The sequence below is a fragment of the Achromobacter aegrifaciens genome, assembly GCF_902859965.1.
Classification (GTDB): domain Bacteria; phylum Pseudomonadota; class Gammaproteobacteria; order Burkholderiales; family Burkholderiaceae_B; genus Achromobacter; species Achromobacter aegrifaciens.
Window position 1 is genome coordinate 973435 of sequence record NZ_CADIKO010000003.1, and the last position, 12137, is coordinate 985571.

General features: G+C 66.7%; 10 protein-coding genes. 8 read left to right on the forward strand and 2 right to left on the reverse strand.

What is annotated here, in order from left to right; translation table 11 throughout:
- Nucleotides 1-35: 35 nt before the first annotated feature.
- The 3 genes from HV793_RS23470 to HV793_RS23480 all read left to right on the forward strand — a co-directional run bounded on the left by HV793_RS23470 (nt 36) and on the right by HV793_RS23480 (nt 3218).
- Complete coding sequence (locus HV793_RS23470) at nt 36-950, forward strand: dioxygenase family protein (RefSeq protein WP_175214004.1); 915 nt, start codon at nt 36-38, stop codon at nt 948-950.
- Between the two features lie 110 nt (nt 951-1060).
- Nucleotides 1061-2407: an MFS transporter gene (locus HV793_RS23475; protein WP_175214005.1), complete on the forward strand. Its 1347-nt coding sequence runs from the start codon at nt 1061-1063 to the stop codon at nt 2405-2407.
- 22 nt (nt 2408-2429) lie between these two features.
- Entirely contained in the window at nt 2430-3218 is a 789-nt protein-coding gene (locus tag HV793_RS23480; protein ID WP_054451000.1) for a 1,6-dihydroxycyclohexa-2,4-diene-1-carboxylate dehydrogenase, read from the forward strand.
- A gap of 13 nt (nt 3219-3231) precedes the next feature.
- Here the strand turns inward: HV793_RS23480 and HV793_RS23485 are convergent, their stop codons facing one another.
- Complete coding sequence (locus HV793_RS23485; protein ID WP_054451001.1) at nt 3232-4170, reverse strand: LysR family transcriptional regulator; 939 nt, start codon at nt 4168-4170, stop codon at nt 3232-3234.
- A 129-nt stretch (nt 4171-4299) separates the two neighbouring features.
- On the opposite strand from HV793_RS23485, the gene HV793_RS23490 reads away from it, so the two are divergent.
- Both HV793_RS23490 and HV793_RS23495 read left to right on the forward strand, forming a co-directional pair.
- A complete protein-coding gene (locus tag HV793_RS23490; RefSeq protein WP_082400683.1) occupies nt 4300-5283 on the forward strand; it encodes a Bug family tripartite tricarboxylate transporter substrate binding protein in 984 nt (327 codons plus the stop codon).
- Nucleotides 5284-5326: 43 nt separating this feature from the next.
- Nucleotides 5327-6751 carry a M20 family metallopeptidase gene (locus HV793_RS23495; protein ID WP_054451003.1) on the forward strand — a complete coding sequence of 475 codons (1425 nt, stop codon included), beginning with the start codon at nt 5327-5329 and terminating at the stop codon, nt 6749-6751.
- Nucleotides 6752-6848: 97 nt separating this feature from the next.
- Here HV793_RS23495 and HV793_RS23500 read toward each other — a convergent pair whose 3' ends face one another.
- Nucleotides 6849-7541 (reverse strand): LOG family protein, encoded by a 693-nt coding sequence (locus tag HV793_RS23500; RefSeq protein ID WP_444978601.1) that lies wholly within the window; start codon nt 7539-7541, stop codon nt 6849-6851.
- On the opposite strand from HV793_RS23500, the gene polA reads away from it, so the two are divergent.
- The 3 genes from polA to HV793_RS23515 all read left to right on the forward strand — a co-directional run bounded on the left by polA (nt 7540) and on the right by HV793_RS23515 (nt 12075).
- Nucleotides 7540-10257: a DNA polymerase I gene (gene polA / locus HV793_RS23505; protein ID WP_175214006.1), complete on the forward strand. Its 2718-nt coding sequence runs from the start codon at nt 7540-7542 to the stop codon at nt 10255-10257. The genes HV793_RS23500 and polA overlap by 2 nt on opposite strands.
- Nucleotides 10258-10374: 117 nt before the next feature.
- Entirely contained in the window at nt 10375-11214 is an 840-nt protein-coding gene (locus HV793_RS23510; protein ID WP_054451005.1) for a ZIP family metal transporter, read from the forward strand.
- Nucleotides 11215-11286: 72 nt separating this feature from the next.
- Entirely contained in the window at nt 11287-12075 is a 789-nt protein-coding gene (locus tag HV793_RS23515) for a dienelactone hydrolase family protein (protein ID WP_125470911.1), read from the forward strand.
- Nucleotides 12076-12137 lie beyond the last annotated feature (62 nt).

A 12137-nucleotide genomic window follows, 5' to 3' on the forward strand; every position in this document is an offset into this window, starting at 1 on the left:
CTTTCCCGATCATTCCAAAAAGCAGGAGACGCATCATGGCTGAATATACCCAGCAACAACTACTGGATCTGGTCAACAGCTCCCAGGTCAATCCGGGCAACGACCGCGTGCGGCAGATCACGCAGCGCATCGTGTCGGACCTGTTCCGCGCGATCGACGATCTCGACATCAAGCCCGATGAATTCTGGGCGGGCGTGGACTGGCTTGCGCGCCTGGGCGGCAGCGGCCAACTGGGGTTGATCACCGCAGGCCTGGGCTTTGACCGCCTGATCGACATCCGCGAGGAAGAGGCCGACGAGGCCGCCGGCCGCGCCGCCGGCACGCCGCGCGCGATCGAGGGACCGCTCTACATCGCGGGCGCACCCTTGTCCGACGGCGAAGCCCGCCTGGACGAGGATCCCGCAGCCGGCACGGTGCTGGTGATGGAAGGGCAGGTGCGTGACGTGGACGGCAATCCCGTCGCCGGCGCGCTGGTGGACGTGTGGCACGCCAACGAGCTGGGGCGTTATTCGCACTTCGATCCCGACCAGGCGGACTACCACCTGCGCCGCAAGATCAAGACCGACGCGCAAGGCCGCTACCGCTTTCGCAGCTTCATCCCGCCGGGCTACGCGATTCCGCCGAACAGCCCCACGTCCGAACTGTTCGGGGCGCTGGGCCGCCATGGCAACCGGCCGGCCCACATCCACTTCCTGGTGGCGGCCGACGGGCAGCGCACCTTGACCACGCAGGTCAACATCCCGGGCGACACCTTCCTGGACGATGACTTCGCCTTTGCCACGCGCGACGGCCTGGTGGTCGAACTGCAGCCCAATACGCCGGCCGCCGGCTATGAGAGCCTGGGCGTGAACGCGCCGTTCACGCGCGTCTGTTTCGACTTTGTGCTGCAGCCGGCGCTGGACGCCGACGAGGCCCGTCCGCAAGCCCGCATGGACCGCGCCACCGCCTGACCGATGCCCGGGCGGCGCCCGCAAGCGGCGCCGCCATTTTTTCCCCCAAATCACCTAGAACAACCCGCAGGCGCGAGGCCGGGTTCGGCCGCGCCATGGAGACAACCATCATGACCGCGACTTCCAGCTGGTCGATTCCGACGCTGATCGACCAGGAACGACTGGGCGCCTTTCAATGGCGCGTGTTGATCCTGTGCTTTCTGATCGCGCTGTTCGACGGCTTCGACACACAGGCGATCGCCTTCACCGGGCCGGCGATCCTGGCCGCCTTCGATCTGAAGGCGGGCGCGCTGGCGCCCATCCTGACCGCTGGCATCGTCGGCATGACGGTGGGCGCCATGACCCTGGGCCTGATCGGCGACCGCATCGGCCGCCGTCCGGCCATCATGCTGGGCCTGGCCCTGTTCGGCCTGTCCACGCTCGCGACGGCCTGGGCCACCGACACCACGCATATCCTGGTGCTGCGCTTCATCGCCGGCCTGGGCATGGGCGGCTGCACGCCGGTGCTGCTGGCGCTGGCCGCCGAGTACGGTCCGGCCCGTTTGCGCGGCGCCATCATGACCGGCGTGCTGCTGGGCCTGCCGGCCGGCGCCATGCTGGGCGGCCTGTTGGCCGCCCGCATGCTGCCCGTCATCGGCTGGGAAGGCATCTTCATCGTGGGCGGCCTGGCGCCGCTGGTCCTGCTTGCCGTCGCCTTTCTGATGCTGCCCGAGTCGCTGTACTTCAAGGCCACGCGCCGCGATCCGGAAAGCCAGCGCTACATCGCGCGCGTCTTGTCGGCCATCTCGCGCCGCAAGCTGGACGCCGACACGCAGTTCACCGTGCCGGAGGAATCCGTCGCGCGCGCCGGCGTCGGCGCCTTGTTCTCGGATGGCCACGGCGCCAAGACCGTGGCGATCTGGGCGGTGTACCTGCTGAACTGGGTGGCGTGGTTCATGCTGCTGTCGTGGCTGCCCACGGTGCTGAAGGCCGCGGGCCTGCCCGCCGAGCAGGCGCCCATGGGCACGGTCATCGTCAACGCCGTCTTCATCATCTGCGCGATTCCGCTGTCCTTCGTGCTGCCGCGCGTCAACACGAGGAGGCTGCTTGGCGGCATGTTCGCGCTGGGCATCGTGGTGGCCGTAGGCCTGAGCCAGGCCGGCGACAACTGGACGCTGGTCTTCATCCTGGTCGGCGCGGCCGGCTTCGGCATCGGTGGTCAGCAGATTGCACTGAACTACCTGGTCGTGGGCGCTTACCCCACCGCCTTGCGCGCCACCGCCACCGGCTGGGCTATCGGCATGGGCCGCGCGGGCGCGATCGCGGGTTCGGCCATCGGCGGCAGCTTCCTGGCCTGGGGCGGACCGTCGGGATTCTTCATCGCGTTGGCGATGCCCCTGGCGGTCGCGGCCCTGGCGGTGCTGAGCCTCAAGCTCAAGCACGCGCGGCCGGACGGCGCGCTTTCGGCGGCCCATTGATATAGCAAAGGACGATACAAGCATGAGCACACATCTACGCTTCGAGGGCCTGGTGGCCCTGGTCACCGGCGCCGCCCAGGGTGTGGGCCGGGCAACGGCCCGGCGCCTGGCGGCTGAAGGCGCGCACGTGGTCGTGGTGGACCGGGCGGAGGAGCAGGGCGCCGCCGTGGCCGAGGAGATCCGCGCCGCGGGCGGACGTGCGAGCTTCGCACAGGCCGATCTGGAAACCCATGAGGGCGCGCAGTCCATGGTGCGCGCCGCGTTGGAGATCAACGGCCGCATCGACGTGTCGGTGCATAACGTGGGCGGCACGATCTGGACCCGGCCGTTCTGGGAATACACGCCGGAGCAGATGCAGCGCGAGGTCAACCGTTCGTTGTGGCCCACGCTGTGGTCCTGCCGTGAAGTCATACCGGTGATGCGGGCGCAGGGCGCGGGCGCCATCGTCAACGTGGGTTCCAACGCCACGCGCGGCATCTACCGGGTGCCGTATTCGGCCTCCAAGGGCGGCGTGCACGCCGCCACCGTCTGCATGGCGCTGGAGCTGGCGAAGTCGGGCGTGCGTGTCAATTGCGTGTCGCCGGGCGCGCTGGACAACGGCGTGCGCGCGATTCCGCGCAATCACGAGACGCCATCCGCGCAGGAAGCCGCCTGGGTCAGCGAGATGTATGCCTCCTGCCTGCGCGACACGCCGCAGGACCGCCTGGGCCAGGCCGAGGAAGTCGCCGCGGCGATCTGCTTCATGGCGGCGCCCGAGGCGTCCTACATCACCGGGCAGATCATGTATGTGGCGGGCGGCGACATAGGCTGAAGACCGGGCTGGCTCAGCTGGCCTTGCGCCCGGCCGCCAGCCAGTCCAGGAAGTCGCGGCCCGGTCCCTGGTCGCGCACGATCGCGCCGATGGGCTGGAATGAACCAGGCGATTCGATGCGCACGCGCTGGAAATGTCCGTGCTGCATGTACCAGTTGCCCAGGGTCTGCGGCACCATGGCCAAGGCCTTCTGCGCCTGCATGACGGCGATGAGCAGCGGCATGGGCGGGGCGGCGCTGCTCAGCCGGCACAGCCGCGGCACCACGCCGGCGCGTTCGAAGAAGGCCTTGAAGACCGCATGGATGGCCAATTCCGGGCGAGGTTCTATCCATAGTTGGGATGCCACCTGCGCCAGCGTGGGGGCGTCGTCCGGATCCAGCAGCGGGTGGCCGGCAGCAGCCACGATCACGGCCGCGTCTTCCTGCAGCGGCACGAATTCCAGGCCGGCGGGCACGGCTTCCGGACGCCGGCACAGCAACATGTCCAGGCTGCCGCTGGCGGCTTGCGGCAGTAGTTGCTCGCGGCTGCCTTCCACCACCTCTACTTGCAGTCCGGGCCGCGCGTTCATGTAGGCGGGCAGGCGCTCGGCCAGCAGGCCGCCCGTGGCTGCCGGGATGGCGCCCAGGCGCAGATTGCCCGTGGCGCCCTGGCGCAGGGCCGCCACCGAATCGGTGGAAGCGCGCAGCGTCGTCAGCATGCTGCGGGCGCACTCCGCCATGAGCTGGCCGCTGCGCGTGGTGCGCATGCCGCGGGCATGGCGCTCGAACAGTTGCACGCCCAGCAGATCTTCGATGTCGGCCAGCGCATGGGTGGCCGCGGGTTGGCTCAGGCCGATATGGCTGGCCGCCTGCTGAATGCTGCCGAGGTCGGCGATGCTGGCTAGCAATTGCAGGTGGCGCAGGCGGCCTTTGGCGAGCAGGCGGGACAGCAGGGTGGCGGGAGCGACGTCCATGGCGCAGGGCGGAAAGCTATTCAAAATACGAATATATCCACGCATTAATGTATTTGAAATAAGGATATGCCCTGGACACAATGCAGCGATCCCTTACATCGCTTCCCGTTCCCCAGGAGTGGCTGGTCCATGAAGTCCCGTCTGCTGCACGCGCTGGTTTGCGCCGTAACTTTCAGTGTTTCGTCCCTGGCCGCCGCCCAGGATGCCTATCCCTCCCAGCCCTTGCGGCTGATCGTGCCGTTCGCGCCCGGCGGGTCCACGGACGCGCTGGCCCGCGCGGTGGCCGAGGGCCTGCGCAAGGAACTGGGCCAGAGCGTGGTGGTGGAGAACCGTGCCGGCGCGGGCGGCCTGCTCGGCACCGAGGCGGTGGCCCGGGCCGAACCTGACGGCTACACGCTGGGCATGGCCACGGTCAGCACCATGGCCGTCAATCCGCTGCTGTACGGCACCAAGCGGGTCAACCCCGAAACGCAGCTCAAACCAGTGGCCTCGGTGGCGACGGTGCCGGTCGTGTGGATGGTGAATCCGGCGTTTCCGGCGCAGGATTTTGCGCAGTTCCTGGCTGAGCTGCGGGCTCATCCGGGCAAGTATTCCTATGGTTCGCCCGGAGTCGGTTCGCTTGGCCACCTGAATCTGGCGGCGATGAATGCCGATCTGAAGGTCGATGTGCTGCACGTGCCGTACCGCGGCATGGGGCCGGCGCTGACCGCCGCGGTGGGCGGCGAGGTGCAGGTGCAGCAGGACCAGTACGCGTCCGCGCAATCGCTGGTCAAGGCCGGCAAGCTGCGCGCCATCGCCGTGTCGGCGCCCGCCCGGATGCCTGACATGCCGGACCTGCCGACCATGACGGAACTGGGTTATCCGCAGTTGAACGCGCTGGGCCAGACCTGGTTCGGCCTGGTCGTGCCCGCCGGTACGCCCGATGCCGTGGTGCAGCGCCTGAATCAGGCCGCAGTGCGTGCGCTGGCCGAGCCCGGGTTGGTGCAGCGCCTGGCGGGCATGGGCGCGCAGCCCGACGCCGGCACGCCGCAGGCCTTTGCCGAGCGCATCGCGCAGACGCTGGCCGCCAACCGCAAAATCATTGAAACTGCCGGCATCAAGCTCGACGAGTGACCTGACCGGTTTTTTCCCCGCCATTACAGCCACAGGAGAAACAATGGGTGCCATCGATAAACTTGCGCCGTTCATCGACGCGCGCAGCGAGCGCTACGCGGAACTGAGCGACCGCATCTGGAGCCTGGCCGAACTGCGCTACGACGAACACAAGTCCGCCGAGCTGCACATCGCGATGCTGGAAGTAGCGGGTTTCCGCGTCACGCGCGACGCCGCCGGCATTCCCACCGCCTTCGTGGCCGAGGCCGGCAACGGCGGCCCGGTGATCGGCATCCTGGGCGAGTACGACGCGCTGTCGGGCCTGAGCCAGGAGAGCGGCGCCTACGCCTGCCAGCCTTCGCCGGAAACGCCGAACGGCAACGGCCACGGCTGCGGCCATCATCTGCTGGGCACGGCCGCGCATTTTGCGGCGGTGGCGGTGAAGGAATTCCTGGAGGCCAACGGCCTGCCCGGCACCATCCGCTTCTACGGCTGTCCGGCCGAAGAGGGCGGCTCGGGCAAGACCTTCATGGCGCGCGCGGGCCTGTTCGACGACGTGGATGCGGCGCTCACCTGGCATCCCGCATCGCACACCGGGATCTTCCACCAGTCCTCGCTTGCCAACATCCAGGCCTATTTCCGTTTTCGCGGCGTTGCCGCGCACGCGGCCAATTCGCCGCACCTGGGCCGCAGCGCGCTGGACGCGGTCGAGCTGATGAACGTGGGCGTGAACTACCTGCGCGAGCACATGGTGCCGGATGCGCGCGTGCATTACGCCGTGACCAACAGCGGCGGCATTTCACCGAACGTGGTGCAGGCCCGCGCCGAAGTGTTGTACCTGGTGCGCGCACCCATCAATTCGCAGGCGTCTGAGCTGTACGAGCGCGTGCAGAACGTGGCGCGTGGCGCGGCGCTGATGACGGGTTGCGAACTGGAAATCGTGTTCGACAAAGCCTGCTCGAACTACATTCCCAACGGCGTGTTGAACCAGATCATGTACGCCAACATGCTGGCCTTGCAGGGGCCCGATTACACCGCGGGCGAGCAGCAGGCCGCTCGCCGCATGTGGGATGCGATCTCTACGGACGACATCGACAACGCCGGCAAGAACCTGGGCGCGGTGCTGCGCAATCCCACGCCGCTGTTTGCCGGCGTGGCGCCCTACGAGCCCGGCAAGGCTGAGATCACCTACGGTTCCACCGACGTGGGCGACGTGAGCTGGGTCGCGCCCACTGCGCAATGCTGGGGCGCTTGCTACGCCTACGGCACGCCGTTCCATTCCTGGCAGATGGTGGCGCAGGGCAAGATGTCCATGGCGCACAAGGGCATGGTGCACGCGGCCAAGATCATCGCGGCGACCGCCGCCGATCTGTACACGCAGCCCGAGGCGCTGGCGCGCGCCAAGGAGGAACTGATGGAGACGCGCCGCGGGCAACCTTACGTCTGCCCGATTCCGCCGGACGTGCTGCCCTCGTTCATGCGCAAATAACAGGGAAAGGGCCCCCACGCTGCGCACGCTGCGCACGCTTCGCGCGCTTGCTGCCCCTCCGAGGGGGCGGCAAGCGGGCCTTGAGCTACATGCGATTTCAGGCCGGCAGGGACGGCGCGTATTGCGCGTCCGAATTGACCTTGGCGTGGAATTCCACCACCTTGCGCACCACCTTGACGGGATCGTCTTCGATGATGAAGAGATCCAGGTCATGCGCGCCTATCATGCCATTGGCCAGCACCTGGCCGCCCAGCCATTCGACCAGTCCGGACCAGTACTCGCTGCCCACCAGCACGATGGGAGCGGGCGGGACCTTGCCCGTCTGGATGAGCGTCAGCGCTTCGAAGAGTTCATCCAGGGTGCCGAAACCGCCAGGCATCGCCACATAGGCGAAGCTGTGCATGAAGAAGGTTGCCTTGCGCGAGAAAAAATACTCGAATGACAGGCTGATGGTTTGGTATTCGTTGTTGTGCGCTTCGTGGGGCAGGCTGATGTTCAGACCGATGCTGGTGCCGCCTGCTTCGAACGCGCCCTTGTTGGCTGCCTCCATGATGCCGGGACCGCCGCCGGCGATCACCGCGAAACCCGCATCCGCCAGGGCGGCGGAAATTGCGACGGTGGTTTCATAGTGGGGGGAATTACGGCTGACTCGCGCACTGCCGAAGACGCTGACAGCAGGCCCGATGTTCGCGAGCTTGTCTGCCGCCGTCCGTATCTCTGACATAATCAGCGGAATTTGTTTGTTGGCGGGTGTTTCCGCAGCTATTGCCATATCTGCCTTTGTAACCATGAAAAAAACCTTATTACTGGTCGACGGTTCAAGTTACTTGTACCGCGCTTTCCACGCTATGCCTGATTTGCGCAACGCGCAAGGCGAACCCACGGGGGCGCTCTACGGCGTGGTGAATATGCTGCGCAAACTTGTCTCTGATCATAAGGCAGAGTATGCCGCATGTATTTTCGATGCCCGCGGCAAGACCTTCCGTGACGATATCTATCCGGAATACAAGTCGCATCGCCCGCCCATGCCGGAAGACCTGGCCGCGCAGATCGAGCCCATCCACCGCGCCGTGCGCGCGCTGGGCTGGCCGGTGCTGGCCATCGAGGGCGTCGAGGCCGACGATGTGATCGGCACCCTGGCCAAGCGCGCCGCCGAGCATGACGTGCACACCATCGTGTCCACCGGCGACAAGGATCTGGCGCAGTTGGTCAACAGCCACGTCACCCTGGTCAACACCATGACGGGCGAAGTGCTGGACGAGGCCGGCGTGGTCAACAAGTTTGGCGTGCCGCCCGACCGCATCGTGGATTACCTGATGCTGGTGGGGGACGCAGTGGACAACGTCCCCGGCGTGACCAAGGTGGGTCCGAAGACGGCGGTCAAATGGCTTACGGAATTCGGCTCGATAGACAAGCTGGTGGAAGGCGCGGAAGACATCAAGGGCGTGGCGGGCAGCAACCTGCGCGAAGCCATTCCCAACTTCCCGTTGACGCGCCAATTGCTGACCGTGAAGTACGACTGCGACCTGGCCGGCCACGTGGACAGCGTGGACGATCTGACGCCGCGCCCGCGCGACGAGGCGACGCTGACCGAACTCTATGAGCGCTACGGTTTCCGCACCTGGCTACGCGACCTGACGGGCGACGCCGAGCGCGTGCCCGCAGGAGACGCCCGCGTCGCGCACGAGGCGCCCGCCGCGCCCGTGGAGCTGGATTATCAGATCATTTCCGATTGGGCCGCGTTCGACGCCTGGATGGAAAAGCTGAAGGACGCGCCCCTGGTCGCGGTGGACACTGAGACTACCTCGCTGGACGAAATGCAGGCCAGGATGGTGGGCATGTCGCTGGCGGTGGCGCCGGGCGTGGCGTGCTACATCCCGGTCGCGCATCGCGGTCCGGACAATGCGCCGCAGCTGCCCAAGGCCGAGGTGCTGGCGCGCCTGAAGCCCTGGCTGGAAGACGCGTCCCGCGCCAAGCTGCTGCACCACGCCAAGTACGACGCGCACGTGTTCGCCAACGAAGGCATCAAGCTGGCCGGCATCGCCGAAGACACGATGCTGCAGGCCTATGTGCTGGAATCGCACCGCGGCGTGGGCCTGAACGACCTGGCCCAGCGCTATCTGGGCCGCAGCGGCGTGTCCTACGAGGACCTCTGCGGCAAGGGCGCCAAGCAGATCGGCTTTGACGAAGTGGCGGTGGACAAGGCGGGCCATTACGCGGCCGAAGACTCGGACTTCACCTTGCAGCTGCACCAGGTGCTGCGCCCCATGGTGACGGCCGATGCGGGACTGAACCGTATCTACCTGCTGGAAATGCAGGTGTCCTCGGTGCTGACCACGGTCGAGCGCAACGGCGTCAAGGTAGACGCCGCGGAGCTTGGCCGCCAGAGCCACAAGCTGGGCCAGGAGATGCTGCAGCTGGAACAGAAGGCCTATGAACTGGCCGGCCAGCCCTTCAACCTGAATTCCCCCAAGCAGCTGGGCGAGATCCTGTTCGGCCGCATGCAGCTGCCGGTGGTGCGCAAGACCGCCAGCGGCGCGCCGTCCACCGACGAAGAGGTGCTGAGCAAGCTGGCCCAGGACTATCCGCTGCCGCAGGTGCTGCTGGAGTACCGCGGCCTGTCCAAGCTGAAGTCCACCTATACGGACAAGCTGCCGCGCATGATCAACCCGGATACCGGGCGGGTGCACACGCATTATTCGCAGGCCGCGGTGATTACCGGCCGCCTGGCTTCGTCCGATCCCAATCTGCAGAACATCCCCGTGCGCACCGAGGCCGGCCGGCGCGTGCGCGAGGCGTTCATCGCCGAGCAGGGCATGCTGCTGTCGGCGGACTATTCCCAGATCGAGCTGCGCATCATGGCGCACGTGTCGGACGACGCCAACCTGCAGCGCGCCTTCGCAGCGGGCGAGGACATCCACCGCGCCACCGCTTCGGAAGTGTTCGGCGTGTCGCTGGCCGACGTCTCCACCGACCAGCGCCGCGCCGCCAAGGCCATCAACTTCGGCCTGATCTACGGCATGGGGGTGTTCGGCCTGGCGTCCAACCTGGGTATCACGCGCGATGCCGCGCAGGCCTACATCGACCGCTATTTCGCCCGCTATCCCGGCGTGGCCATGTACATGGACGACACCCGCCGCCGCGCGCGCGAGCAGGGCTACGTGGAAACCGTCTTCGGACGCCGCCTGCAGCTGCCGGAAATCCGCGGCGCCTCGGGTCCGCGCCGCCAGGCAGCCGAACGCGCGGCCATCAACGCGCCCATGCAGGGCACGGCGGCCGACCTGATCAAGATGGCCATGGTGGCGGTGCAGGACTGGCTGGAAGCCGAAAAGCTGCAGACGCGCATGATCATGCAGGTGCACGACGAACTGGTGCTGGAAGCGCCCGACGCCGAGCTGGAACTGGTCAAGGAAGCGCTGCCGCGCCTCATGTGCAACGTGGCGGAACTGCGCGTGCCGCTGGTGGCGGAAGTCGGCATGGGCAAGAACTGGGAGCAGGCCCACTAGGGCCGTAAGCACCCGGTCCCAGGACACATGGGCCGCCTGCGGGCGGCCCATTTCCGTTTTTGGTATTGAAACAATATAATGTTTCGCTTCCCCCCGCCTTAAAGCGTCCCCCCAAAAATGTTGCTGCTCTGGATTTTGCTCGCCACCGTCACCGGCGGGCTTATCGCCGTCCTTGTCGCCAGCTGGCTGGCCTACAAGGTTTTCGCGCAATACCTGCACCACATGGTCAGCCTGTCGGTGGGGGTGCTGCTGTCGGTGGCGCTGCTGCACCTGCTGCCCGAGGCCTTCGAGACGGGGGTGGGCGATGCCCACGTGCTGTTCGGCCTGATGCTGGCATCGCTGATCGGCTTTTTCGTGCTGGAGAAGATTGCGCTGCTGCGCCACAGCCATCACCACGAGGGCGACGGCCATCACCACCACAAGGGGCATGACCGCCACGAGGCGGGCCGCGGCGGCGTGCTGATCCTGATCGGCAGCTCGCTGCACAACCTGTGCGACGGGGTGCTGGTGGCGGCGGCTTTCCTGACCGATCCGCTGCTGGGCGTGCTGACCGCGGCGTCCATCATCATCCATGAGGTGCCGCACAAGCTGGGTGACTTCGTGGTGTTGCTCAACGCAGGCCTGGCGCGCCGCCGCGCGTTCTCCCTGATCCTGTTCACCAGCTTGTGTTCAGCCGTGGGCGGCATAATAGGGTACTTCGTGCTGCAGCAGGCGCAGCAATGGGTGCCGTATGTCCTGGTGGTTGCAGCCAGCAGCTTCCTCTACATTTCGGTGGCCGACCTGATGCCGCAGATGCACGAACGGGTATCCCTGGCCGATGCCGTCCCGCAATTGCTGCTGGTCGGCGTGGGCGTGGTGCTGATCTACAGCGTCACCACGGTGATGCACCATGGGCACGACCACGAGGCCGAAGCCGGCCAGGCCGCGCCGCAAGTGGAGCATGGCCACCGGCACTAGGACAGGCGCGGGGCCGTGCAGGCGCTGACGGGATATCCGGCTTGGTTGATCATCCCTACACAGGAGTTCTTCATGAGTTTTTCCGCCGCAGCCGGCAACGTCGCGCCCACCGTGATCCACACGGACACCCAGGGCCTGGTCCACGGGGATTTCAAACTGCCCGTGGCCGACGGCACGATCGCCGCCTATTACGCCGCGCCCGAAGGCAAGCGCGACCTGCCCATCGTGCTGGTTGTGCAGGAGATCTTCGGCGTGCACGAGCACATCAAGGACCTGTGCCGCCGGGTCGCCAAGGCCGGCTACCTTGCCGTCGCCGCCAATCTGTACGAACGCCAGGGAGATGCCTCGGTCTACACCGACATCCCGAAACTCATTGCCGAGCTGGTCAGCAAGGTGCCGGACGAACAGGTGTTCGCCGACCTGGACGCCAGCGTGGCCTGGGCGGCCGCGCACGGCGGCGATCCCAAGCGCGTGGCGGTGACGGGCTTTTGCTGGGGCGGTCGCCTGACCTGGATGTACGCCGCGCACAACCCCGACGTGAAGGCGGGCGTGGCCTGGTACGGCAAGCTCAGCGTGGGCCATGGCCCGCTGATCAAGCGCGTTGCCTTCGACGTGGTCAACGAACTGCACGCCCCGGTGCTGGGCCTGTATGGCGGCAAGGACGCCAGCATTCCGCTGGCCGACGTCGAAACCATGAAATCCAAGCTGGCCGCCGGCAACGACAACGCCCGGCGCTCGGAATTCGTGGTGTATCCCGAGGCCGACCACGCCTTCCTGGCGGACTACCGCGCCAGCTACAAGGCCGAGGCCGCGCAGGATGGCTGGAAGCGCATGCTGGAGTGGTTCAAGCGCTATTTGTAGGATGCGGGGCAGCGAAAGCTGCCCAAGAGCGCGGTGAAAAAAGCCGACCACATAAGGTCGGC

Excerpts from the sequence above, each read along its gene's own strand:
- HV793_RS23470 (WP_175214004.1), top strand. The coding sequence starts at position 36 with ATGGCTGAATATACCCAGCAACAACTACTGGATCTGGTCAACAGCTCC.
- HV793_RS23475 (WP_175214005.1), top strand. The coding sequence starts at position 1,061 with ATGACCGCGACTTCCAGCTGGTCGATTCCGACGCTGATCGACCAGGAA.
- HV793_RS23480 (WP_054451000.1), top strand. The coding sequence starts at position 2,430 with ATGAGCACACATCTACGCTTCGAGGGCCTGGTGGCCCTGGTCACCGGC.
- HV793_RS23485 (WP_054451001.1), bottom strand. The coding sequence starts at position 4,170 with ATGGACGTCGCTCCCGCCACCCTGCTGTCCCGCCTGCTCGCCAAAGGC.
- HV793_RS23490 (WP_082400683.1), top strand. The coding sequence starts at position 4,300 with ATGAAGTCCCGTCTGCTGCACGCGCTGGTTTGCGCCGTAACTTTCAGT.
- HV793_RS23495 (WP_054451003.1), top strand. The coding sequence starts at position 5,327 with ATGGGTGCCATCGATAAACTTGCGCCGTTCATCGACGCGCGCAGCGAG.
- polA (WP_175214006.1), top strand. The coding sequence starts at position 7,540 with ATGAAAAAAACCTTATTACTGGTCGACGGTTCAAGTTACTTGTACCGC.
- HV793_RS23500 (WP_444978601.1), bottom strand. The coding sequence starts at position 7,541 with ATGGTTACAAAGGCAGATATGGCAATAGCTGCGGAAACACCCGCCAAC.
- HV793_RS23510 (WP_054451005.1), top strand. The coding sequence starts at position 10,375 with ATGTTGCTGCTCTGGATTTTGCTCGCCACCGTCACCGGCGGGCTTATC.
- HV793_RS23515 (WP_125470911.1), top strand. The coding sequence starts at position 11,287 with ATGAGTTTTTCCGCCGCAGCCGGCAACGTCGCGCCCACCGTGATCCAC.